Genomic DNA, 24,225 nt, shown 5'->3' with positions numbered 1-24,225 from the left:
ATGGGTTGGCTACAAGGCGAAGTTGCACTTATTACCGGTGGTGGTTCAGGCTTAGGCTGGGCGCTAGTGGAACGTTTCCTGGAAGAAGGTGCACAAGTTGCCGTTCTTCAACGTTCAAAAGCAAAAGTGGAGGCATTAAACGAACACTTTGGCGGTAAAGTTCTTGCGATTGAAGGCGATGTAGCCAGCTATGCAGACAACGTTCGTGCAGTGAATGCCACTGTAGAGCGTTTCGGCAAACTCGACTGTTTCGTCGGCAATGCCGGGATCTGGGATCATTATGCCGATATCGTCAATACCTCTGGTGAGCAGCTGGAAAAAGCCTTTGACGAGATTATGGGGATTAATACCAAGTCGCTCATTCTCGGTGCGAAGGCTGCACTGGATGCATTGATCGCTTCTGAAGGTTCTATCATATTTACTTTGTCTAATTCGGCACTGTACTCCGCTGGCGGAGGCCCTGTATATACTGCATCTAAGCATGCAGGGGTGGGTATTATGAAAGAATTGGCCTATGAGCTTGCGCCTAAAGTACGAGTGAATGCGGTTGCACCGTCAGGTATGAATGTGAATATCAAAGGCGCAGCGTCGCTCGGTCAGGAAAATGTTGGCCTGCTCGATGCACGTGATCCTGAGAAAATTGCACGTGGTATGCCATTGAATTTCTTGCCTGAACCGGAAGATATGACAGGTTCATACGTACTCTTGGCATCTCGTCAAAATAACCGTCCTTTGACTGGCGTTCTGATCAATGCAGAATGCGGTCTGGGAATTCGTGGCTTACGTCAGCCCCGTGCCGGTTTCTTTGACGAATAAAAATCTGCTTTTAAAAATCTCCCCTTACCCCTCTTTATAAAAGAGGGGGAAAGAATCTCCCTCCTTTTAAAGGAAGGATGGGGAGGATTTAAGTCTTCCTTTTTGGAGTCTCTCATGGCCGTTAAACTTATTTGTGCATCGCACAGTCCTTTAATGGAATTTGCTTCACCACAGGAAAAGCGTAAAGAACAAGCCGTTCGTGATGCTTTTGAAAAACTCTCTGCTGAAGTAAAAGCTTACGACCCAACCCTGATTATTACCTTTGGTCCTGACCATTTTAATGGTTTCTTCTATGACCTGATGCCAAGTTTCTGTGTCGGTATTCGTGCCAAAGCTGCGGGTGACTGGGATTATGGTAAAGACAATGATCACATTGATGTACCTGAAGACAAAGCATTAGGCTTGGTTCGACGTGTACTCGATGAAGGTGTAGACGTTGCATATTCTTACCGTATGCAGGCGGATCATGGGGTGACTCAGCCATTACACTTCCTGTGTGACGGCAAACTCGATCGTTATCCAACGATTCCAATTTTTATTAATGGCGCTGCAGCACCAATGCCAACCACCAAACGTACTATTGCTTTAGGTCGTGCGGTCGGTCAGTTTATCAAGTCACTGAATCTTGAAAACGAACGCGTACTGGTTCTGGGTACGGGCGGTCTGTCGCATGATCCACCCACACCGCAAATGGGTTCGGTTCCACCACAAGTAGAAGAATTCCTGATTGCAGGTCGTAATCCAACGCCTGAAGCACGTGAAGCACGTCAGGGCAAAGTCATTGCAGTCGGTCAGAAACTGGCAGCAGGCGATACTTCGGTTGCAGTTCCTTTAAATGCTGAATGGGATCGTGCACTACTTGAAACCTTCAAGAACGCTGATTTCGCGACCTTAGAAGCCATGACAGAAGATGAAATTCGTCGTGACGGCGGTCGTGGTGGTCAGGAAGTCCGTTCCTGGATGGCGGCATTTGCAGCCTTAAGCGAAATGGGCGAATACGACATGACAACACACTGCTATGAAGATATCAGTGAATGGATTGCGGGCTTCGGCATCGTATCTGCAGAGTTAAAAGGTTAATTGACATGAGCAACATCGAAACCATCGTAATTGTAGGGGCTGGCCAGGCAGGTGCAAGCGCGATTTTAGAACTTCGTGGCAACAAGTACGCAGGTAAAATCATTCTGATCGGTGATGAAACGCATCTTCCTTATGAGCGTCCACCACTGTCGAAAGATGTGATTCTAAAACCTGAGGACACCAAGATTGAAATTCTGTCAGCAGAAAAACTGGCTGATCTTGGCGTGACCACCATTCGTGGCAATGGCGTGACTCAAATCAACGCGACCGCGAAAACGGTTGAACTTCAAAATGGTGATGTTGTTGCTTATGACAAATTGCTTCTCGCAACAGGCGGTGCCGCGCGCCGTCTGCCAAACTTCGATGCGTTAGGCAAACATGTTTATACCTTGCGTAACCTTGAAGACTCACAGGCATTGGTTCCTGTATTGCAAGCAGGTCAACGTATTCTGCTGATCGGTGGCGGTGTGATCGGTCTTGAACTGGCATCCTCTGCGCGTTACAAAGACTGTCAGGTGACTGTGCTTGAGCAGGGACCAATGGTAATGGGGCGTTGTTCACCGCGTATTTTAAGTGAATTTCTGCTTGAACAACACCGTCTGGCAGGCGTAGATGTTCGCTTAAATACTCAAGTTGCAGCTTGCCGTTTAGATGGTGAAGAAATTGTGGTGACTTTAGCTGATGGCGAAGAGTTACGTGCTGATGCTGTGGTTTATGGAATCGGAATTGTGCCAAACGCACAGCTTGCCATTGCAGCCGGTTTAGATGCTGATCTTGCGATCAAGGTCAATGAAAACTGCCAGACTTCAAATGCCGATATTTATGCAGCAGGCGATGTCGCGACACAACTTCGTGAAGACGGCGAATTCCGCCGTGTCGAGACTTGGGAAAATGCCAATCTTCAGGCAGGCATTTTTGCGCGTCATGTCATGGGTGTCGAACATCCAAAAGCCAATCCGGCCTGGTTCTGGACCGATCAGCTCAATATCAACTTCCAGTTTGTCGGTAATATGGCAGCGACCCAATGGCTGGTTCGTGGTGACATGGATGCAGCCAAAGGCGCAGACAATTCATTTGTGATGTATGGTGTGACCGATGGTCAAATCGTTGCCGGTATTACCGTCAATGCGGCCAAAGAAATGCGTCATCTGAAAAAAATGATCAGCAAGAATACGGCTTTTGAAGCTGAAAAACATTTGGATCTGGCACAAGACTTACGCAAAATTGCTTAAGTTGTATTGAGATATCTTGGAACAGACCTATGTTTTGCATAGGTCTGTTTTTTTATGTTTATCGAATACTCTATATGATCACTACCTCAAGTTTCAGTTTTGGTTTGTATTACTTTGCGTAGGTAATGCCTCACTTTTGATAGATGAGCCATACATGGCGCAAGGTGACAAAAATCTTTTTCTAAACTGAGGATATGTCCATATATCCCAGTTTAGCGGCGGCATCCATGCCGCAATCAGTATTGTCGATTGTGGATTTGAACGAGAAGTTAGTTCAACTCTTTCTGATTAACTTTAATTGAGTCTTTTATGAATTCAAATTCATCTCCCATGCTGGTGACGGCAAGTATTTATGCTTTACTGGTGCTGATTTGGGCCGCAACGCCTTTGGCGATTGTCTGGAGCGTGGCCGAGATTCACCCGATGTGGGTACTGATCATTCGCTATTTTGGCGCATCGATTATTGCGCTATTCCTGCTAAAAATCATGCGTGATCCCTTGCCTTTTGACAGCACCTCAATGAAAAGCTATCTGGCCGGCAGTCTGAATTTAATCGGTGCACAGCTGTTTATTTATCTGGCAGCCAATTATCTGACCTCAGGTCTGATGGCCCTGATTTTTGGTTTTTCGCCGCTGATTGCCGGTCTGATCGGGCATGTGATCTTAAAAACTCATCAGTTAGTGTGGCTGCAATGGTCGGGTATGGCTGTTGCCATTGCAGGACTGAGTTTTGTATTTTTAGATTCGGCAGACAGCAAGGTGAATCCTTGGGGTGTGGTGCTGATGCTGATCAGTATGGTGTCCTATATCAGTTCAATCTTCTGGGTCAAACAGATCAACGCACCTTTAAGCCCAATGTCACAAGCGACAGGTTCATTGCTGCTATCAGCAGCCGGTTCACTGCTCTTGATTCCATTTATCTGGCAGCATATGCCGACCCAGTTGCCTGGCACACAGGCGCTGATCGGGTTTGTATTTACCATGATCATGTCCTCGATTGTGGCGATGCTGTGTTATTTCTGGCTGATTCGGCGTTTAAATGCTTCAACAGTATCTTTGAGTAATGTCATGACGCCAGTCATCGCACTGGTACTTGGTGCGACTCTGAATCATGAAATCATCAGCAGTCATGCCTTTGCAGGAATTGCCGTGGTGATGTTTGGCATCATTATGTACTTTTGGAAAGAGTGGCGTGAGCAATACTTTTCCAAGCGCTAAATCTGTAGCAAATCAAAAGGGCGAAAGCCCTTTTTTATGCTTTAAATTTTTTAGATGAAAGAAGTCTATGGCTACATCCGTTCACAAGAGTTTAAGCAAGTTTATTTAGCAGATTGGCCAAATGTTAAAAATAGTAGATTTCATCGTCCGCACTCTCAATCGTTGCATAACTCAGGCATGCACGATCAAATCAGCACATTATGAGGATAAAATTTTGGCTGAAATCAGCAGAGTAGGGCTTGGTATGATTTTGTATTCTTTAAAAAACTGCATGCATCATGTCTTTCTCGATAGTACCCCTAGTCCGGCCAGCCAGCAGGCTATCAGAGCGCTATTTTTTTGCTAAAATAACAAAAACATACATGATTGTCTGTGATGGATTTCATACTATACTCAAGTGCGCCTGTTTTTAGTTTGTATGCTCATTAAAAGATGCGTCGCCTGACCATTTCAAGCGGTTGCTGTCTTGCATATAGCGAATAATAAATAGTGGATGTTTATGCAAGATCTTCTCAAAACTAAAAAATTTCAGTTAACCACGGAGTCCAGCTGGAAACATCTCTGGTCTAAGCCGGTATTTGAGTATCTGCATTCAGATCATTTCAATGGACAACAGTTTCGTAATCTCGAGCATCCTGCTCGGGCGCACAGTCGTTTTGACTTATATAAATGGCTCATTACCCGAAAATCCAAAACCTGGAATATCAATCTCGATGCAGAACGTGCCGAGTTTTTTGCGCGACCGCGTGCATTGCCACAGCAGCGTCCCGATGCGCCTTTAGATGACTGGCAAATCTGGTTTATTGGTCACGCCACTGTGCTCATTCAAATCGGGCCTTATAATTTCCTGACCGATCCGGTCTGGGCTGAATATGCCAGTCCTTCTGCATCCACTGGCCCGCAGCGGGTCATTCCTGCCGGTATTGCGCTAGATGAACTGCCACATATTGATGCTGTGCTGCTCAGCCATAACCACTATGATCATATGGATCTGGCCACACTGGAATGGTTGCATAGCACATTTGAAATGCCAATTTATACCGGACTGGGCAATGCCTGGTATTTGCCAAAGCACTATACCGTGCATGAGATGGACTGGTGGGAAAATGCATTTTTTGAAGAAATCCGCATTGTCTATACGCCGGCACAGCATGCCTCGGGGCGCGGTATGCGTGATCAGAATTGTGCTTTGTGGGGTGGCTTTTCCTTATTGCATGGTCAGGAACATTGTTTCTTTGCCGGAGATAGTGGTTATGCCTCGCATTTTAAAGAGGTTCGCAAGCGTCTGGGTGCGCCCCGAATTGCCTTGCTGCCCATCGGTGCCTATGAGCCGCGTGCACTGATGCGTGCGATTCATATGAATCCGGAAGATGCATTTCATGCACATCAGGACTTGCAGGCCAAATGCTCACTGGCGATTCATTACCGTACTTTCCAGCTCACTGATGAAGATCGGGATGCACCAGAGCATGAATTGCATGAAATTATCAAACATTCTTCCAAGCTGATTAATCCGTTTTACTGCGTACATGAAGGCAAACGGATTATTGTCTAATGGCTTCACGCTGTTCTTGCTTGATGAGTTGAATGGCAAGCACAGAAAGCATCAGCCAAACAGCATTTCACCTATGCCAGAAAATCCAACCAAGACTTTGGCCAGTACCCGCTCAAAGCCCAGGTTTTGCCAGATTGTGATTTCAGCAGGGGACTGAAACAGTATTTTTGGAATCAGTCCTTGATAGAATCAGCGCATTGCCAAGCTTAGCTGAATGTTGCGAAGTGTTTGGGTGAAAACAGGCTCAGAATTCACGAATAGCATTTTCCAGAAAATGGTGTTTATTTTCGCTAGATGGAATCAGGCAATAATCAGTTTTACCAAATAGCTGATAGCGCTTTAAAGCAATCCCACGATACAGAAAGTCGCGGATAAAACGCGGTACTAAATAGCCTGTACTCATTAAATTCAACGGAAAACCGAGATGCTGCATGACTTTTAACAGGGCAGTGGATTCGGTATAAAGTGTGCCAGCTTGGATGACGAGCATCGTGCTGTAATGTTCAGTGGACATTTGATAATGCTCGAGCAGGGCAACACCTAAAGGGGATTGGGCAGAGACCAGTTTAAACTGTATCTTGTTATCGTATTTAATCAAGAAACGTGCCCAGCCATTACAGATCACACAAACAGCATCAAATAAAATGATGTCGTGTTGTTGAATGATGTCTTCAATATCTTTGCTCATCGTTATATTTTTTCTAGTGACGTATTATTTGTATACTGCTTGATATCACACTAAAAAACCACCCGAGGGTGGTTTTTTATATATCGCTAAGGCAGCTTAAAGCAAGCTGGCTAAGCCTTTGGCTGGATCGGTTTCACGAGCAGCCTGTGCATCTGCCACTGTCATGCCGAGTGCTTGTGCTACGCCTTCGCCATAGGCCGGATCGCAACTATAACAATTGCGGATGTGACGGTATTTAATGAAATCTAGTGCATCACCCATCGCGCCAGCCGTGTTATTAAACAAGGCCTGCTTTTGTTCATCATTCATCAGGTTGAACAGGGCACGTGGCTGGCTGAAGTAATCGTTATCATCTTCACGGAAATCCCAGAAATCGGCAGCACCGGTGATTTTTAGTGGTGGCTCTCTGAATTCCGGTTGCTCCTGCCATTGGCTGAAACTGTTCGGCTCATAATGTGGCAAGGAACCGTAGTTGCCATCCATACGACCCTGACCATCACGACGGTTAGAATTGACCGGACAGCGTGCAGCATTGACCGGAACCTGTGAGTGATTCACGCCGACACGGTAACGCGCGGCATCGGCATAGTTAAATAAACGTGCTTGTAACATCCGGTCCGGCGAGTAGCTGATGCCCGGTACCAGATTGCTGGGTGCAAAAGCCGCCTGTTCCACATCCTGGAAATAGTTTTCCGGATTGCGGTTCAGTTCGAATTCACCGACTTCAATCAGCGGATAATCACCTTTCGGCCAGACTTTGGTCAGGTCAAATGGATGATAAGGAACGGTTTCAGCTTCCAGTTCCGGCATCACCTGGACATACATTTTCCATTTTGGATAATCACCACGTTCGATGGCATCAAACAGGTCAGTCTGGCTGCTTTCACGGTCTTTAGCGATTAATGCTTCAGCTTCAGCATCGGTGAGGTTCTGGATGCCTTGCTGGGTACGCATATGGAATTTCACCCAGAAGCGTTCATTATTGGCATTGATAAAGCTAAAGGTATGGCTGCCAAAACCATGCATGTGACGATAACCGTCTGGAATACCACGATCCGACATGACAATCGTAACCTGATGCAAGGCTTCAGGCAGCAGCGTCCAGAAATCCCAGTTATTGGTGGCACTGCGCTTGTTGGTTTTCGGGTCGCGTTTAACGGCTTTGTTCAGATCTGGAAACTTGCGCGCATCCCGCAGGAAAAATACCGGGGTGTTATTGCCGACCAGATCCCAGTTGCCTTCTTCAGTATAGAATTTCAGGGCAAAACCACGAATATCGCGTTCTGCATCGGCCGCACCACGTTCACCTGCGACGGTCGAGAAACGCGCAAACATGTCGGTTTTCTTGCCCACTTCCGAGAAAATTTTTGCGCGGGTATATTGGGTAATATCGTTGGTCACGGTAAAGGTTCCAAAAGCACCTGAACCTTTAGCGTGCATACGACGCTCTGGAATCACTTCACGGACAAAGTTGGCCAGTTTTTCATTCAGCCATAAATCCTGAGCGAGTAAAGGTCCACGCGCACCTGCCGTCATACTGTTCTGGTTGTCGACCACAGGCGCACCCGCTTCAGTAGTCAGGTGGGTAACAGGGCATTTTTTAAAATCTTGGCTCATTTTTCCTCTCCAAGTTTTGAATATCTTGTAGCGTTTATTCAGTATTTATAAAATATTGAGTTATCTGCGAAGGGCATCAGGTTTTACTCTATTTTCAATATCTTGATATAAATACTGTTAGCGCACGAAGTGGAATTCACAGGATATAATTGAGTGATGTCACTCAAAAAATATTTTTAAAGTTAATAAAGTCTAAAATATTGAAAATTAAATGGTTACTTTTTAAAAGTAGCCGGTTTTCTACTCTTTGACAATATCAAATTCTCTATATTTTAGATAACTCAAATAATGAATCGGATTAAACGAAAATAACAATCTTCAAGTCCCTCATATGTTTTTATCCAAGGATCAAACTAATAGATGAATCGTGCTGTTTAAAATAAATATTATAACTTATTTATTTTAAAGGCTTTTTTTGATCAGGTTTTGTCTGTGTGAAAAACATCATGAAATGCTGAATGTAATCAGCATGTTTTCCGGCCATAGCGCTCATTTTTGTAATACAGAATATCCTGCTTAAATGGTCTTTATTTTTAAAAAAAGCATTGGCAAATATGCTTGAAAATTGTCCAAAATGGCGTATCATTATTTTCCCACTCGCGTGGAAACTCACTAAAATCTAGTTAAAAGGCGAAAGTACAACATGGCCAAGAAGAAAACAGTCGAGCATGTGGTGATCCATAATTTTGTGGCAAAATACATGCATGAAGTCAACAAAAGTCAGGTTTTTGTAGACCGAAAGAAAAATGCAAAACGTGGCTACAACAAGCACAGACAAGGGCGATATTCCATGGAAGATCGCCCTTTTTTAATGGCAGCTTAAGATCTGTAAGGTGGTTGAGGATGACGCGTTGGCTGTTTGGAGTTGGTTCCAAGTGGAGAGAGCGGGGCAACGGGGCGGTTGCTACGATTTTGTGTATTTTGAGTGGAGCGCCGCGATGAATTTGTTGGCTCATCTCGTATAAAATCATTAAATAATTGATTCAGTCTTCCCTGATTTGGCTGTCCATAATGTGCAGGGTGAGGTTCAGTTCTGGCCTGCTGAAAACTGGCAAATTGATCTTTTTGCTGACGATAGAGTTTGGCCGCTATCACAGAGGGATCATTTCGGCCTAAACGCCGTCGCTGGGATGCTGAAATTTCGATGCCCAATAGAGGGGACATTTTAGGCCGATCGGCATAGCCGCTGGCAGGACGTGTATAAGATGAACCGGAATAATCCGCATTTTTCCGGGCCCGCAAGGCAGGTGCAATAATAACAATATAGAACACCGCAATGAGCATGAACAGGATAACCAGAAATTCCATAACCACCTCTACACTCGTCGAGGGACTGGAAAAGTCCCGGATTAGGCACTCACCATACGCGTGGCTGATTTCACCATATCACCCAAACCATGGGTTCTGAAATAATATTCCAGCCAGCTTTTTACCATCAGTGGATTGTCCATTTTTAACACATGCTGTAGCAATTCCTGTGCATCACTCATCGGCACGTGACAAATGGTTTTACGTACCTTCAGGATATTACTCGAACTCATTGACAGGGTATTAAAGCCCATGGCCATGAGCAAAACCGCAGACAGCGGATCACCTGCCATTTCACCGCAGATACTGACCGGTTTTTCATTACGATGACAGTCCTGCACCAGACGGGTCAGGGCACGCAGTACGGCAGGATGTAAATGTGAATAGACATTGGCAACCCGCGGATTATTGCGATCGACTGCCAAAAGATATTGAGTCAAATCGTTAGAGCCAACCGAGAAGAAATCGACCAGTTCGGAAAACTCATCAATCTGATGCAGCACACTCGGCACTTCCACCATGATGCCGAGTTTTGGCTTGTTCACTTTGACCTGTTCTTCTTCCTGAATCGCCGCATGATCACGTTCCAGTAAATAGAGGGCTTCTTCAACCTCACTGACACTGGTCACCATCGGCAACAGAATATGCAGGTTATTCAGTCCGATACTGGCTTTAAGCATGGCGCGAATTTGTGAAGAAAAAATTTCTGGATGGTCCAGGGTAAAACGAATGCCACGCCAGCCCAGTGCCGAATTTTCTTCTTCAATCGAGAAATACGGCAGGTCTTTGTCTGCCCCAATGTCCAGGGTACGCATCACTACCGGTTTATTGGCAAAGTGAGTGAGTTGCTGGCGATAAATCGCGCGCTGTTCTTCTTCGCCCGGGAAGCGGTCGCGTAGCATAAATGGAATTTCAGAACGGTATAAACCAACGCCTTTGGCACCACGTTGCACGCCACGGACCACATCGATCATCAGGCCGGTGTTGACGTACAGTTTTACCGCTACCCCATCCGGGGTAATCGCATCTTTGGTTTCGTACTGACGCAGATCTTTGGCGATCTGTTCTTCTTCTTTTTGAATTTCTTTATAGCGACTGCGCAAACGCCGTGGCGGATTGATGAAGACCCGGCCTTGATGCGCATCAACGATCATTTCTACATCATCCAGGGTATTAATTGGCAGTTCAGTCACACCGACCACAGTCGGAATGCCGAGGGCACGTGCCACAATTACCATATGCGAGTTCATGGCACCTTCAGTGGTGACAATCGCAGCAATTTTATCCACTGGCAGTTCAACCAGAGCTGCAGTGGAAATCTCTTCCCCTATCAGAATACTCTCATCGGTCAGCTCACGATGACTGGCATCAGCTTCCTGTAAACGCGCCAGAATACGGCGGCCCAAGTCTTTTAAGTCTGCCACCCGTTCACGTAAATAATCATCCTGCATCTGGGCAAACTGTGCCACATGACTATCAATCACGATGCGCACTGCACCCTGTGCCCAATGGCCTTCGCGAATGAGCGCCTTGATTTCTGCCGGCAGGGCATTTTCATCCAGCATCCGCAAGAATACGCTAAAGAGGGCGCGTTCTTCGGCCATCAGCGCATCCTGCATCTTGTCATCGAGCGACTGGATTTCTTCACGGACGGAGTTGAGGGCGCTGTCTAATAATTGTAGTTCTTCGCTGATGTCATCGGCTTCACGATCGGGAACGGCGGCCAGATCTGCTGGCGGGTAGAGAATCACGGCACGACCCAGAGCAATCCCGCCTGAACCGGACACACCCTGAAAGGTTTTATAGGCAGGCAGGTTATTTGGCTTGCGGAAGACATCAATATTGCCCACCGCATGGGCATGGGCAATCACGCCAGAGAGCTGCGCGCACAGTGTGACCAGAAATGATTCGGCGGCTTCAGAGAAATCCTGAGATTCTTTATTCTGAACCACCAGCACACCCATTACCTTACGGCGGTACATCACCGGGACGCCCAGAAAAGAGTTATACAGCTCTTCACCGGTTTCAGGCAGGAACAGGAAGCGTTCATGTTTGGGTGCATTGTCCAGATTGACAATTTCTTCACGCTGGCCGACCAGACCCACCAAACCTTCGCCAGTCTGTAACGATACGTGACCTACAGACTCAGCCTTCAGGCCCTTGGAAGCCATCAGCAGATAACGCTGGTTACGTTCATCCAGAAGGTAAATAGAGCAGACATCGACATGCATGGCGTCCGCGACATGCTTGACCATGATATCGAGGGATTCATGCAAACTGGCAGATGCATTGATCTCTTGAACAATACGTCTCAACGTGTCCAGTTGCATATTCGACATAAGGTCTGCTCCGTCTATTCAGAATTTCAGTGATACGTTTATTTATAACAATAGCCGACCAAAAAATCTGCATGATTTATGCGATTTTTTAAGGTTTTTGCTGGGGTAGCTGCTGACACAACTCCACCAGGGCTTTGCGATAAACATCACGTTTGAAATTCACGACTTGACCTAATGGATACCAGTAACTGACCCATTGCCATTGATCAAATTCCGGCGGATCAGACAGATTCAACTGAATATGCTGAACGGGGGCCGTGAGTTTGAGTAAAAACCACTTTTGTTTTTGACCGATGCACACCGGATCGGAGTCCGGTCGTATGTATCGATGCGGCAAACGATAGCGCAACCAGCCTTTGGTTTGCGCGATGATCTGGACGTGTTCGGGCAATAAGCCAACTTCTTCTCTCAGCTCACGATAGAGTGCCTGCTCAGGGGTTTCTCCATATTGGATACCTCCTTGTGGAAATTGCCATGCATTATGACCAATGCGTTTTGCCCATAAAACTTGTCCAGCATCGTTTGCCAAAATGATCCCGACATTTGGTCGGAAACCCTCAGAGTCGATCATTTGGCTACCTAAAAATTGTTTAATTTATACCTTTGCCATCGGGGAGCGTTATTTCTTTATCCAACTCGAAAAAAGCAAAGTTTAAAAATGTTAAAATTGCTATGATCTTAACGAATTTCTATCGACTAGCGGAGATAGATTTACAATTTTTTTCTTAAATTTCAGTTTTTACGAGTATTTTCATGAAATTGGCGCTATTTGATCTCGATCACACCTTGTTAAACACGGATTCGGATCATTCTTGGGGAGAGTTTCTGGTCAGCGAGGGCCTGGTCGATCCGGTGCAGCATCGTGCCATGAATGACAAGTTCTATGACGACTATAAAAAAGGTCAGTTAGACCCCTATGCCTATAATGAATTTGTGTTCCAGTTTCTGACCCAACATGAGCATGCTTATTTAACCGAGTTGCACCAGCTGTTTATGCAAAAGGTGATTCGCCCGCAAATGCGTCCAGAAGGTTTTAAGGCCATTCAACGGCATAAAGACGCCGGTCATGCTCTGGTCGGAATTACCGCGACTTCGGATTTTATTACTGCACCAATTTTTCGTGAATTCGGCATTACTGAAATTATTGCCACCAATGCTGAAGTACTCGATGGCAAATATACCGGAAAAGTGATCAATACCGCGTGTTATCAACAAGGCAAGCTGGTGCGTCTGGAACAGTGGCTGCAAGGTCGCGATGTGACCGAGTCTTGGGCCTATTCAGATTCGATTAATGACCGTTTCTTGCTGGAATATGCCGATCATGCCATTGCGGTGAATCCGGATGACCGCCTTGAAGTTTTAGCCAAAGCGCAGGGCTGGAACATACAGGACTGGTCGATTTAACTGATTGCCTTTTATCCATCTGATTGATCCAGCACAACTTCGGTTGTGCTTTTTTATCTGCCCGAATTCAATGTAAGTGTTAATGTTTTTTCACAGTCCGCTTGCCTCGGACATGTTATGCTCAAAAAACAGGACATGAAAATAATGGAAAAGTTTGAGGTGTAATGCTATGACTCACGTTCGACCGCGTATGACACATCTGTTTCAGCAGCTTGGCTTGGATGCCACTCAGGAAGGCATTGAAAAGTTTATTCACGAACATCAACTGCATAAAGATCTGACTTTACTCGATGCACCGTACTGGTCAGAAGCACAACGTCAGTTTCTAACCGAAAAAATTGCATCTGATGGTTCATGGGCCATTGTGGTGGATCAACTCAATGAATCCCTGCATGAAAACTCAACCAGTGAAGGATGAAATAAAAGCCAATCGAATGATTGGCTTTTTTAGCTTGAAGGCTTTAGTGAGTGCGTCGCCAGATGCTGACTTGCGACAAGCTATGTTGATATTTTCTGGCGGTTTCACGAATAACAAAAGGCACATCCTGAGGCTGGGTCACCAGCTCAAAATGAGCCTTTAATATTTCCGAGATACCCTCTAGCGTAGTGACCTCTCTGTCTGCCTGCTTGAACCCGCCCAGCCATTCATCACGTGCAGTATGTTCTTCCAGCCAGGTATAAGGCGAACTGAGCAGTAGAATTCCACCCATATTTATCCGTTGATGGATCTGCATCAAAAAGTCTTTGGGATGATGCAGCCGGTCAATTAGATTGGCCGCCAGAATAAAATCATAGCCAATAAAATGTGCTTTCAGATTACAGGCATCGGCCTGAAAAAATTCCACTTTAGAGGCAAGCCGATCCAAAGCGAAATCCTTAAGCGAGCAGATTTTCTCTTCGCTTAATTCACCTTCTACGGGGAGCTGATAACGGATTCGGTGACCTTGGGCCAGAAAGACGGCTTGCTGAATAAAGCGTGCAGAAAAATCCAGACCGGTGACCTGATCAAAATAGTGTGTCAGTTCAAAGCTGGCGCGGCCAGTAGCACAGCCAATATCCAGAGCACTTTTACATGCAGTTTCCCGGAAATACGGCTGTGCCAGCTGCACCAATGTTTTGGCAAAATTGGCGATGCCAAAGTATTCGGCGCCGTACTGAAACTCCAGATATTGAGACACCAACTGGTCACTTTCATACTGTGAAGGAAACTGTTGCAAGGCTTGATCAGAGGCGACATAGCGGAAGCCAGCGTGTTGAAAGAAATGCCGTCTAAAAGCATAACGTGAACTGTGCAGGGCTTCATTGCCTGCTGAAATCCAGGAGCCACCTTTAATAATATTATGCCGTCCATCAAAGGTCGGGGTGCTAAAATCATCATAAAGAGGATGCACCTGAAAGCCATGAAACGGATAGATTGGCGTTTCAGTCCATTGCCAGACATTGCCCTGAATATCATAGAAATCGCCCTGCTGAAAATGATCGACCGGGCAGGAACTGGTGCCATATTTCAATTCGATATTGGCCTGTTCAGGACTGGGTAAATCTGGATCCAGGTCTGAAACCGCATACAGGCGATACCATTCATCTTCGGTGGGCAGGCGGATGGTTTTTTCAAGCTGTTGCGATTTCCACTGACAAAAGGCTTTGGCTTCATGATAATTTACTTCTACCGGCCAATCCCAGGGCATGGGGACTTCTTCCAGCATCAGGCGCAGTGACCAGCCGAGTTCAGTCTTGCACCAAAAACACGGATGAGTCGCTTGTGAAAATTGTAGCCAGCCTAAGCCTTCTTCACTCCAGTAGTGTCCGGTCTGGTAGCCATCTGCTTCGACAAAGGCCAGAAACTCCTGATTCGACACCAGATATTTTGCAGCTTCAAAGGCTGCAACTTCGGCTTCATGCTGGCCGTATTCATTGTCCCAGCCATAAAAAGGATGGTTAAAATCTTTCTGTAGATGTACCTGGCCTTCAGGCACAGCAATCAAACTATTTTCCGGGGCAATGCCGGTAATGATATTGGCACGCCACTGCGGATGCTGGTGTACATGTTCTAAAGCATGCTGACGAATCAGCACCGATGACGTTTCCAGATGAATCCGTTCATGCTCGATGCCCATAATCAGCGTCCACCACGGATTGTGCCAGTTTAAGGGCAGATTCAGCGGGGCATGCTCAACAATGTTCAGAATCAGCGCGCGTACCTGATGTCGATAATCCCGGACTGCCTGCACAGTCGGCCAGTCATAATGCACTTCATCCAGATCATCCCAACTCATTTCATCAACCCCGATCGCAAAAATACTTTCAAAATGCGGATTCAGACGTTCAGTAATGAGTTTGCTCAGCAGCAGTTTATTGACAAAAAAAGTCGCGGTATGACCAAAATAAAAAATCAGCGGATGACGCAAATTAATTGGCTTGATAAAAAAAGCATCTTCATGCTTGAGGCATTCAAATAACTGCTCATAGGTATCAAAGGTATTCAGGAAGTAATCACGTAGGCTGTGTCGCGCTGTCTGTTCGTCGGCAAAATCAAGCGCAGGTGTAGGCAACAGCATCGGTTTGGCCGAAAGCCATAGGCTGCTGGCATTTGTTTTATCTTGAGAGAGGGGTTTTAGGGGAGAATCGAGCTGCATCCGTCAGGCTCCATCGAATAATTTTAAGTATTCCTCTGCATCGCAAAAGAATAGATTTATCTTAAAAATACGCGAAAGAAATCCCCAGATGGGTGTATTTAGGTAACAAAATGCTGCACTGTTTTGAATGCAGCATTTTTAGAAATGAATTAAAGAGGCAGGGAACTACTTTGCATAAGTTGAACCAGAGCTTGCGCCGCTTTGGACTGAGTACGACCCGGATGCCAGACCATGCCTAGCCGGCGGTTCATTTCCAGATTGATATCCAGCTGATGCAGATCGTGATTGACCAGAGTTTTTGGCAGCACAGACCAGCCGAGACCAATGGATACCAGCATGCGGATTGATTCCAGCGGATTATTGCTCATGCTGACTTTTGGTTTAATGCCCTGTTTTTCAAACTCGGCCAAAGTAATCTGTGAGGTATAGGTTTGTGAAGACGGTAGCAGGCTCGGGTAATTCAGCAAATCTTCCAGGCACAGATTTTTTTGCTGGGCCAGTGGATGAAAGGGTGCAACTACAAAGACCAGAGGATCATTCCAGATGGTGACATAATTCAGACGTGCATCGCCCCGTGGCGGCAAGGTTAAAAATGCCAGTTCCAGATCGCCGGCAATGACTTGTTCGTGCGCCTGCTCGGAATCGACAAAATGTACATCCAGCCTTACATCCGGATATTCTTGTACATAGCGGCGCAAATGACTTGGAAGATGATGCAGGCCAATATGATGGCTGGTGCCGATTTTCAATTTTCCCTGTACCTGACCCTGTTCATGGCTCAAGGTATAATGAATATCACCGAGTTCATTCAGCCAGTTTTTCACTTTAGGCAATAGCGAATGCGCGGCATGGGTGGCTTGTACACCACGTCCGGCGGATTCAAACAGTTTGACCCCAAAATATTCTTCCAGACTGTGAATACGTTTGGTGACGGCAGGCTGGGTAATAAAAAGCTGATCTGCGGCCAGAGAAATCGAACCAGTTTCCATGACTTTTACGAAGGCTTCAAAAGCTGCGAGATTCATCTTAATCACCTATAAAGAATTTTTATGTGTAATTATATTATTGTTATTTTTTAAGAATAAATCAAAGCATAATTCGCTTGTTTGTATTGCATTGCTGCATTACTAAACATTTTCAAAGCCTTGGGATTTAAATAGCGTCAAAAAAAGACCCTCTTGGATGAGATGGTCTTTGGTCAGGAACATCGACAGAAAAGATCAGGCGGTGATGTCCTCATTCTGTTGTTCGATATTGCGCTCCCAAATTTTTTCGTGGAAGAAGAACGCAACTGCCTGTACTGTGGGTTCCAATAAACTTAAGGCAATTGCCATGGCCAAACTGCCAGTCACCAAATAACCGACAATCATCGCCACCGTGATGTGCATAATGTAATAGCTGAAGGTCTTTTTAAACATACGCTGATTATTGTCTACAAAACGTTGGATATGTGCCATGTCGAAGTTCCTCAAAATATAAATCTCTGTCTATGCAGGAATAATAATAATTCTCATTTAATTTGTAAAAACGAATATTTTTAATAAATTGATCGGAAAAGTAGATTTATGGGAATGCAGCGAAAGCATGATTTTATTCAGCTTTTGAAAGATTCCAAAAAGTTTTTTAACTAATAAAAATGATAAATTAGATTTATGTGACAGCAGCGATATAATCAAAATCAGAGCAAGAATTTACCCAGTCCAGTGGAGTACATCGACATGGCAGGCGCAACCCAAACAGCAAAAACATTATATGATAAATTGTGGGATGACCATTTAGTAACACAACGTGATGATGGTTCTGCCTTACTGTACATCGACCGTCACTTATTACATGAAGTAACGTCGCCACAGGCATTTGAAGGTTTACAACTCGCCGGGCGCAAGCCATGGCGTTTAAGCGCAAACATTGCTACACCGGATCATAACGTACCCACCTCGAAAAAAGAGCGTGAACAGGGTGTTGCCGGCATTGAAGATGAAACCTCGCGCATTCAGGTACAAACCTTGGACGACAACTGCAAGACCTTTAATATTGTTGAATTTGATATTAATGATATCCGTCAGGGGATTGCGCATGTGGTTGGGCCTGAGCAAGGTTTAACCTTGCCGGGCATGACCGTGGTCTGTGGTGACTCACATACTGCGACCCATGGTGCTTTCGGTTGTTTGGCGCATGGTATCGGTACTTCAGAAGTTGAACATGTATTGGCGACCCAATGCCTGGTTCAAAAGAAGATGAAAAACATGTTGGTACGCGTTGACGGTCAGTTGGGTCAGGGCGTGACACCGAAAGATGTGGTCTTGGCGATTATCGGCAAGATTGGTACAGCAGGGGGTACTGGTCATGCGATTGAATTTGGCGGTCAGGTGTTCCGTGATATGTCGATCGAAGGTCGTATGACCGTGTGTAATATGGCAATCGAAGCCGGTGCACGCGTAGGTATGGTCGCCGTTGATGACAAAACCATCGAATATGTTAAAGGTCGTCCTTATGCACCGACTGCAGAACAGTGGGATCAGGCTGTAGCCTACTGGAATACCTTGCATTCGGATGAAGATGCACACTTTGATACGGTTGTGGTCTTGCAAGGCGAAGAGATCGAGCCGCAAGTGTCTTGGGGAACCTCTCCTGAAATGGTGATTCCAGTGTCTCAGGCAGTACCGACTTTGCAACAAGCCAAAGACGAAGTACAACGCAATGACTGGAACCGTGCTTATCAATATATGGGTTTAAATGCCGGGCAGGCCTTGGCTGAAATTCAATTAGACCGTGTCTTTATTGGCTCATGCACCAACTCGCGTATTGAAGATATTCGTGCTGCGGCTGAAGTGATCAAAGGTCGTAAAGTCGCGGCAAGCATCAAGCAGGCGATGGTGGTTCCGGGTTCGGGTCTGGTCAAGGCCCAGGCAGAAGCTGAAGGCTTGGATAAAGTGTTTGTAGAAGCCGGCTTTGAATGGCGTGAACCAGGTTGTTCAATGTGTCTGGCAATGAATGCTGACAAGTTACAACCGGGCGAGCATTGTGCATCGACGTCTAACCGTAACTTTGAAGGTCGTCAGGGCAATGGCGGTCGTACGCATCTGGTCAGCCCTGCAATGGCAGCCGCCGCGGCAATTGCCGGTCACTTTGTTGACGTGCGTAGTTTCTAAAAATCCCCCTCAGTCCCTCTTTTAGAAAAGGGGGAAGTTCCCCTCTTTAATAAAGAGGGGGTTAGGGGAGATTTAAAGTGATGACATTCTTTAGGAATAAAGACAATGAAAAAATATACCGTTGAACAAGGTATCGTTGCACCATTAGACCGGGCCAATGTCGATACCGATTTAATTATTCCAAAACAGTTTTTGAAATCGATCAAACGTAGTGGTTTTGGTGCGAATTTATTTGATGAATTGCGTTATCTGGATGAAGGCTATTTGGGTCAAGACAACTCAAAACGACCTTTAAACAAGGATTTTGCATTAAACCAACCTCGCTATCAAGGCGCGAGCATTTTGATTTCACGCGCCAACTTTGGTTGTGGTTCTAGTCGTGAACATGCGCCATGGGCATTGGAAGAATACGGCTTCCGTACCGTGATTGCACCAAGCTATGCCGACATTTTCTATAACAACAGCTTTAAGAATGGCATGTTGCCTGTGATTTTGTCTGAAGAGATTGTTGATCAGTTATTCAAAGAATGCTTTGCAACTGAAGGTTATCAACTCACCATCGATTTGGACGCACAAGAAGTACGCACACCAAATGGTGAAAGCTTTCAATTTGAAGTCGATCCATTTCGTAAACATTGCCTGTTAAATGGTCTGGATGATATTGGTTTAACTTTACAAGCTGCGGATGACATTCGTGCTTATGAGGAAAAAACCAAACAATCACGTCCATGGGTATTTGCCGAAATTCAGGGCTAAATCAGCGAAAATTGTCATAGCATGACTGCGATGCCCTTGCTAATATCGGAAGATTATTGGGTTTTTTGATTGGGTAAGACAGACATTATGGCGAATTATTGGAAACAGTGGCTTGCTTTAAGTACGGTGTCGGTGCTGATGACTGCATGTCAAAGCATCGATACCATGAAGCTCAAACATGCCAAAGAAAATGCCGAAAGCAAAAACAATGCGCTGATTTACTGTAAAGGAACATCGGATTGCCAGTTCGAGCGCTTAAACCAGACCATCATTGTCAATAACGACAATGGCCGCCTCAGTAATGAGGCGCGAAAGCAAAAACTGGTACGTTTGCAGGCTAAGAATTTAAGTCAGGCCAATCCGATTTACTTGTCAGTACCCGCAGGACAGCATGAATTAGTCGTCCGTTTTTATCCAATCAGTAAGGATAAAGCGGAAATTTTACATGTGTTTCATCGCTTTCAGGCCAACAAAACTTATACCTTGAAAATGTTCCGCGACCGTAGTGCGCGTAGCAGCAGTTTATTAAATGCCTCTGCACCTGATCCGCTTTGCGTGGATTTATTGCAAGAGCAAAAAACCATTCGTCGTTTTTGCAAACCTTATAATGTGGTCAACGGCATTGCAGAGTTTGTAGAAAAGAAAATTTAACCTTTGTCAGGTCTGAATCTGACGCTTTAAACGGAAAATCTCATGTCTAAACAAATTTTGATTTTAGCTGGTGATGGCATCGGTCCTGAAATTGTCAAAGCGGCAGAGCAGGTACTGGATCGTGTAAATGAAAAATTTAATCTCGATTTGACATGGGAACAGGGTTTACTCGGTGGTGCGGCAATTGATGCCCACGGTTCACCATATCCTGAAGTGACCTCGGAACAGGCCAAAAAAGCCGATGCAATTTTATTGGGCGCCGTCGGCGGGCCAAAATGGGATACGATCGAGCGCTCAATCCGTCCGGAACGCGGTTTATTAAAATTACGTAGCGAGCTGAACCTGTTTGCCAACTTGCGCCCAGCGATTCTCTATCCACAATTGGCTGATGCTTCAAGCCTGAAACCTGAAATCGTGGCAGGTCTGGATATCCTGATCGTGCGTGAATTGACGGGTGGTATTTATTTCGGTCAGCCACGTGGGATCCGTGAATTGGAAAATGGCGAGAAGCAAGGTTATAACACGGATGTGTATTCAGAATCTGAAATCAAACGCATTGCCAAAGTTGCCTTTGAAATGGCGAAGCTGCGCGGTGCCAAGGTCTGTTCAGTGGATAAAGCCAACGTACTTGAAGTCACTGAGTTGTGGAAACAAACCGTTACTGCGTTGAAAGAAGAACAGTATCCAGAAATTAACTTGTCACATATGTATGTCGACAATGCTGCGATGCAACTGGTGCGCGCGCCAAAACAATTTGATGTGATTGTCACCTCTAACCTCTTCGGTGATATCTTGTCTGACGAAGCAGCGATGCTTACCGGTTCAATCGGCATGTTGCCATCAGCCTCGCTAGATGAAAATGCTAAAGGCATGTATGAGCCTTGTCATGGTTCAGCCCCTGATATTGCGGGTCAAAACCTGGCGAACCCATTGGCCACAATTTTGTCTGTTGCGATGATGCTACGCTACACTTTCCGTGAAGAAGCTGCAGCCAAAGCGATTGAAGATGCCGTAGGCAATGTTTTGGATCAAGGCTTGCGTACAGCAGATATTATGTCTGAAGGCATGCAGAAAGTCGGTACAGTTGAAATGGGTCAGGCAGTGGTTGCTGCATTGAACTAAGTCTGTTTTGATTAAAAAAATGATTAAAAAACGCAGCTTTGGGCTGCGTTTTTTTATGTCAGATTTCTCGTATCTGGCTCAGGTTAACAGGTTCGACCTGTAGTACGAACTGCGGTTGCAATATTATCTTTGAGTAAGAAGGTGATCTTACATTGCAGATTGACGTCATAGCCACCTGAAGGACTCACAGGAACCGGAATAGGTACAGCACCGCCTGCTGCCGGAAACTGTGCTACAGGCAAAGGAATTGCAACAGGGCGCTGTACCACATAGCTTAATTGCTGGGCACTGAGTTCAGGCCCACTGACCTGCTGATAACCTAAACGTTTTAGATCTAGAGTTTGATCGATCAGCTGGCTACTTTGTCCAATAAACTGCTGCAAATAGGCTTCGCGGTCAGATTGGCCCATATTGGGGGAATGTGCACAGCCCGCTATTAAAACACTGGCCAAAATACCGAGCGATAGTTGGAGATAGGAAAATCGCATCATTTCACTCCTGCACAGGAACGACTCATCAATAGTGTAGGCAGGAAGTGTGATTAGTATTGTTGTAATTTGACACGCGGTACAGATGGGAGCGAGAGCTAACTCAACATCAATCCATCAAAGAAATTGGACTACAGGATGACAGCTTAACAAGCCCTGCCGGTATAGCGAACGAATTGGACAATTTCATCTTTCAACTCAAACCGGATTTGGCATTTCATCTCGATGCTATAACCGCCATTTGAGGGCGTAGGCATTGGTGCACCGATCGAAATACTCTGACTAATATTCGGTGTGCCCATCGGAATATTCATGTCCCGGAAAATAGTATAGCTGAGAAACTCTGCTGTCTGAATCGGTTGCTGGGCGGTTTTAAATCCCATTGCACTCAGATCAAGCTGGCTGCGAACCTGTGCGGCAGTTTGACCGACATAGTGTTGTAGCGACTGATTTTAGGTGATGTTTGCCGCCTGTGGCACAGGCGACGAGGATTAAGCTGCACAGCAGGACTAAGCACTTCATATTCATGTTTTTTAGACATGTTATTTTAATTCAATGAATAGTCGTGAGGGGATAGTTTAGTGTCAAATTACTTTATTGTTCAACTAAATGATCAAGTAATAAAAAAGCCACTAAAAGTGGCTTTTGCTTACGCTAAAACTTAGCGTGCACGATAGGTGATACGACCTTTGGTCAAATCATAAGGTGTCATTTCAACCTTTACACTGTCGCCAGTTAAAATACGGATATAGTGTTTACGCATTTTACCAGAGATGTGGGCAATCACTTCGTGACCGTTCTCTAAACGTACACGGAACATAGTATTAGGAAGCGTCTCGGTGACAACGCCTTCGAACTCGATGAGTTCCTCTTTATTGGCCATAGCCTACCTGAATGAATAAATTGGAAAGGCGCAAATTATAGTCAATTTTTTTGCAAAATACAAGGTGAAACGGGTGTTAGACTGATCATCTGTCAGTAAAATAAGCGAACGATCAGGATAAACTTTTTAACTAAAAAAATGTCGGTTTCTGTTGTCAGTTTGGTCAATCGCAGTTAATCTAAAATTAATCTTTTTAAGTATAAATGAAGTACATACAAGGAAGGCTTTTGAGTGAGTCAGCTAACGGATGCATCAGTCGTATTGCGTTTGGGCTATCAGGCGATTCGTCGTGCGGGTTTGCCGACAGAAGAACTTTTGACCAAAGCAGGAGTTGCTTTAAATCAGGTCGAGGCCAATGACCGTACGCCGCTGAGTGCCCAGTATGCCTTTTGGGTGGCAGCTGAAGAAGTCAGTAAGGACCCGGATATTGGTTTGCATCTGGGCGAACATTTACCACTGTATCGTGGTCAGGTGATTGAACACCTGTTTGTTTCATCTGAAAATTTTGGTGAGGGACTGAAACGTGCCTTGGCCTATCAACGACTGATCAGCGATGCCTTTGCTGCCAAGTTGGTGATCGAAGATGATCGCTGCTATTTAACCAATGGCGAGCAGCCTTTTGCTGAAAGTCTGGTCAATCGTCATTTTACCGAGTGTGCCATGTCGGGTGTACTGCGTTTCTTCAAATTTATTACCGAAGGACGTTTTGAACCGATTTATATCGATTTTAATTTTTCCAAAGGTGCTCCTGACGAGGAATATTTCCGGGTTTATGAGTGTCCGGTCAGCTTAGGTCAAAAAGAAACCCGACTTTATTTCGACCCAAGTATTCTAGAGTTTCCACTGTGGCAGGCTGAACCAGAGCTTTTACAATTACATGAGCAGCTGGCAATTGAAAAACTGCAGGAACTGGCGCGTTATGATCTGGTCGGTGAAGTTCGTCGAGCGATTGGCTCTACTTTGGAAAGTGGCGAAACCACACTGGAAACTGTAGCTGCACAGCTAAACATCACGCCACGTCGCTTAAGAACACAACTGAGTGAAGCACATACCAGCTTTCAACAGATTCTGTCGGATTATCGTTGTCGTCTGGCCAAGCGTTTGCTGGCGAGTACCACTGAAAGTGTTGAAAGAATTGTCTATCTGACCGGATTCTCGGAACCAAGTACGTTTTATCGTGCCTTTAAACGCTGGACCAATGAAACGCCAGTGGAATATCGGAAACGCAAGCAGCGTTAAAAATCCCTCCTAACCTCCCTTTAAAAAGGGAGGAATTCCCC

23 protein-coding genes and 2 pseudogenes are annotated in these 24,225 nt (G+C 45.5%); 13 read left to right on the top strand and 12 right to left on the bottom strand.

The window, feature by feature from the left end; all coding sequences use genetic code 11:
• The 5 genes from hcaB (at nucleotide 1) to LOZ91_RS09625 (ending at nucleotide 5,901) form a co-directional block, all read left to right on the top strand.
• Entirely contained in the window at nucleotides 1-816 is an 816-nt protein-coding gene (gene hcaB, locus LOZ91_RS09645; protein ID WP_005095434.1) for a 3-phenylpropionate-dihydrodiol/cinnamic acid-dihydrodiol dehydrogenase, read from the top strand.
• Nucleotides 817-930: 114 nt separating this feature from the next.
• Complete coding sequence (locus tag LOZ91_RS09640; protein ID WP_100357564.1) at nucleotides 931-1,896, top strand: 3-carboxyethylcatechol 2,3-dioxygenase; 966 nt, start codon at nucleotides 931-933, stop codon at nucleotides 1,894-1,896.
• 5 nt (nucleotides 1,897-1,901) lie between these two features.
• Nucleotides 1,902-3,128 (top strand): 3-phenylpropionate/cinnamic acid dioxygenase ferredoxin--NAD(+) reductase subunit, encoded by a 1,227-nt coding sequence (gene hcaD, locus LOZ91_RS09635; protein WP_244783099.1) that lies wholly within the window; start codon nucleotides 1,902-1,904, stop codon nucleotides 3,126-3,128.
• 309 nt (nucleotides 3,129-3,437) lie between these two features.
• Nucleotides 3,438-4,346 carry an EamA family transporter gene (locus LOZ91_RS09630; RefSeq protein ID WP_100534656.1) on the top strand — a complete coding sequence of 303 codons (909 nt, stop codon included), beginning with the start codon at nucleotides 3,438-3,440 and terminating at the stop codon, nucleotides 4,344-4,346.
• A gap of 499 nt (nucleotides 4,347-4,845) precedes the next feature.
• Entirely contained in the window at nucleotides 4,846-5,901 is a 1,056-nt protein-coding gene (locus LOZ91_RS09625) for an MBL fold metallo-hydrolase (RefSeq protein ID WP_005095443.1), read from the top strand.
• 54 nt (nucleotides 5,902-5,955) lie between these two features.
• Here the strand turns inward: LOZ91_RS09625 and LOZ91_RS14645 are convergent.
• The 3 genes and pseudogenes from LOZ91_RS14645 to LOZ91_RS09610 all read right to left on the bottom strand — a co-directional run.
• Nucleotides 5,956-6,165, bottom strand: a pseudogene (locus LOZ91_RS14645) (DoxX-like family protein); the annotation flags it as partial.
• Nucleotides 6,146-6,589: a DCC1-like thiol-disulfide oxidoreductase family protein gene (locus tag LOZ91_RS09615; RefSeq protein ID WP_244783098.1), complete on the bottom strand. Its 444-nt coding sequence runs from the start codon at nucleotides 6,587-6,589 to the stop codon at nucleotides 6,146-6,148. The pseudogene LOZ91_RS14645 and the gene LOZ91_RS09615, both read right to left, overlap by 20 nt.
• 96 nt (nucleotides 6,590-6,685) lie before the next feature.
• Entirely contained in the window at nucleotides 6,686-8,206 is a 1,521-nt protein-coding gene (locus LOZ91_RS09610) for a catalase (protein ID WP_005095448.1), read from the bottom strand.
• Nucleotides 8,207-8,849: 643 nt separating this feature from the next.
• On the opposite strand from LOZ91_RS09610, the gene LOZ91_RS09605 reads away from it, so the two are divergent.
• Entirely contained in the window at nucleotides 8,850-9,029 is a 180-nt protein-coding gene (locus LOZ91_RS09605; protein WP_159516202.1) for a hypothetical protein, read from the top strand.
• On the opposite strand, the gene LOZ91_RS09600 is transcribed toward LOZ91_RS09605, so the two are convergent.
• From LOZ91_RS09600 to LOZ91_RS09590, 3 genes are all read right to left on the bottom strand, one after another.
• Nucleotides 9,026-9,514 carry a hypothetical protein gene (locus tag LOZ91_RS09600; RefSeq protein ID WP_286379207.1) on the bottom strand — a complete coding sequence of 163 codons (489 nt, stop codon included), beginning with the start codon at nucleotides 9,512-9,514 and terminating at the stop codon, nucleotides 9,026-9,028. The two genes, LOZ91_RS09605 and LOZ91_RS09600, sit on opposite strands and share 4 nt — an antisense overlap.
• 41 nt (nucleotides 9,515-9,555) lie before the next feature.
• On the bottom strand, nucleotides 9,556-11,853 hold the full coding sequence (ptsP, locus tag LOZ91_RS09595) for a phosphoenolpyruvate--protein phosphotransferase (RefSeq protein ID WP_005172856.1): 2,298 nt from the start codon (nucleotides 11,851-11,853) through the stop codon (nucleotides 9,556-9,558).
• An 88-nt stretch (nucleotides 11,854-11,941) separates the two neighbouring features.
• Nucleotides 11,942-12,424 carry an RNA pyrophosphohydrolase gene (locus LOZ91_RS09590; RefSeq protein ID WP_005095455.1) on the bottom strand — a complete coding sequence of 161 codons (483 nt, stop codon included), beginning with the start codon at nucleotides 12,422-12,424 and terminating at the stop codon, nucleotides 11,942-11,944.
• Between the two features lie 182 nt (nucleotides 12,425-12,606).
• Here LOZ91_RS09590 and LOZ91_RS09585 point away from each other — a divergent pair, with 182 nt between their 5' ends.
• Together LOZ91_RS09585 and LOZ91_RS09580 are read left to right on the top strand one after the other, a co-directional pair.
• On the top strand, nucleotides 12,607-13,257 hold the full coding sequence (locus LOZ91_RS09585; protein ID WP_005095456.1) for an HAD family hydrolase: 651 nt from the start codon (nucleotides 12,607-12,609) through the stop codon (nucleotides 13,255-13,257).
• Between the two features lie 169 nt (nucleotides 13,258-13,426).
• Nucleotides 13,427-13,675 (top strand): DUF2789 family protein, encoded by a 249-nt coding sequence (locus tag LOZ91_RS09580; RefSeq protein ID WP_005095458.1) that lies wholly within the window; start codon nucleotides 13,427-13,429, stop codon nucleotides 13,673-13,675.
• 43 nt (nucleotides 13,676-13,718) lie between these two features.
• On the opposite strand, the gene ovoA is transcribed toward LOZ91_RS09580, so the two are convergent.
• The 3 genes from ovoA to LOZ91_RS09565 form a co-directional block, all read right to left on the bottom strand.
• A complete protein-coding gene (gene ovoA / locus LOZ91_RS09575) occupies nucleotides 13,719-15,893 on the bottom strand; it encodes a 5-histidylcysteine sulfoxide synthase (RefSeq protein WP_244783096.1) in 2,175 nt (724 codons plus the stop codon).
• A 149-nt stretch (nucleotides 15,894-16,042) separates the two neighbouring features.
• Nucleotides 16,043-16,918: a LysR family transcriptional regulator gene (locus tag LOZ91_RS09570; protein ID WP_005095462.1), complete on the bottom strand. Its 876-nt coding sequence runs from the start codon at nucleotides 16,916-16,918 to the stop codon at nucleotides 16,043-16,045.
• A gap of 195 nt (nucleotides 16,919-17,113) precedes the next feature.
• Nucleotides 17,114-17,350: a DUF2061 domain-containing protein gene (locus LOZ91_RS09565; protein ID WP_005172852.1), complete on the bottom strand. Its 237-nt coding sequence runs from the start codon at nucleotides 17,348-17,350 to the stop codon at nucleotides 17,114-17,116.
• A 261-nt stretch (nucleotides 17,351-17,611) separates the two neighbouring features.
• On the opposite strand from LOZ91_RS09565, the gene leuC reads away from it, so the two are divergent.
• From leuC to leuB, 4 genes are all read left to right on the top strand, one after another.
• Nucleotides 17,612-19,045 carry a 3-isopropylmalate dehydratase large subunit gene (leuC, locus tag LOZ91_RS09560; protein ID WP_005095467.1) on the top strand — a complete coding sequence of 478 codons (1,434 nt, stop codon included), beginning with the start codon at nucleotides 17,612-17,614 and terminating at the stop codon, nucleotides 19,043-19,045.
• A 105-nt stretch (nucleotides 19,046-19,150) separates the two neighbouring features.
• Entirely contained in the window at nucleotides 19,151-19,801 is a 651-nt protein-coding gene (gene leuD, locus LOZ91_RS09555) for a 3-isopropylmalate dehydratase small subunit (protein ID WP_005172848.1), read from the top strand.
• Between the two features lie 87 nt (nucleotides 19,802-19,888).
• Nucleotides 19,889-20,452: a hypothetical protein gene (locus LOZ91_RS09550; RefSeq protein ID WP_180082922.1), complete on the top strand. Its 564-nt coding sequence runs from the start codon at nucleotides 19,889-19,891 to the stop codon at nucleotides 20,450-20,452.
• A 42-nt stretch (nucleotides 20,453-20,494) separates the two neighbouring features.
• Nucleotides 20,495-21,574, top strand: a complete 1,080-nt coding sequence (gene leuB / locus LOZ91_RS09545) for a 3-isopropylmalate dehydrogenase (RefSeq protein ID WP_005095472.1) — start codon at nucleotides 20,495-20,497, stop codon at nucleotides 21,572-21,574.
• A gap of 83 nt (nucleotides 21,575-21,657) precedes the next feature.
• Here the strand turns inward: leuB and LOZ91_RS09540 are convergent, their stop codons facing one another.
• The 3 genes and pseudogenes from LOZ91_RS09540 to infA all read right to left on the bottom strand — a co-directional run bounded on the left by LOZ91_RS09540 (nucleotide 21,658) and on the right by infA (nucleotide 22,945).
• Nucleotides 21,658-22,062, bottom strand: a complete 405-nt coding sequence (locus tag LOZ91_RS09540) for a hypothetical protein (protein ID WP_005095474.1) — start codon at nucleotides 22,060-22,062, stop codon at nucleotides 21,658-21,660.
• A 146-nt stretch (nucleotides 22,063-22,208) separates the two neighbouring features.
• Nucleotides 22,209-22,590 (bottom strand): annotated as a pseudogene (locus tag LOZ91_RS14640) (hypothetical protein).
• A 133-nt stretch (nucleotides 22,591-22,723) separates the two neighbouring features.
• Complete coding sequence (gene infA / locus LOZ91_RS09530) at nucleotides 22,724-22,945, bottom strand: translation initiation factor IF-1 (protein WP_001284370.1); 222 nt, start codon at nucleotides 22,943-22,945, stop codon at nucleotides 22,724-22,726.
• Nucleotides 22,946-23,176: 231 nt separating this feature from the next.
• Here infA and LOZ91_RS09525 point away from each other — a divergent pair, with 231 nt between their 5' ends.
• Nucleotides 23,177-24,184 (top strand): AraC family transcriptional regulator, encoded by a 1,008-nt coding sequence (locus LOZ91_RS09525; protein WP_005172840.1) that lies wholly within the window; start codon nucleotides 23,177-23,179, stop codon nucleotides 24,182-24,184.
• Nucleotides 24,185-24,225 lie beyond the last annotated feature (41 nt).

Source organism: Acinetobacter sp. F-1, assembly GCF_022869025.1.
Lineage (GTDB): Bacteria > Pseudomonadota > Gammaproteobacteria > Pseudomonadales > Moraxellaceae > Acinetobacter > Acinetobacter pseudolwoffii.
Note: the sequence above shows the minus strand (reverse complement) of the source record. Positions and strands in the feature narration are given on the sequence as shown.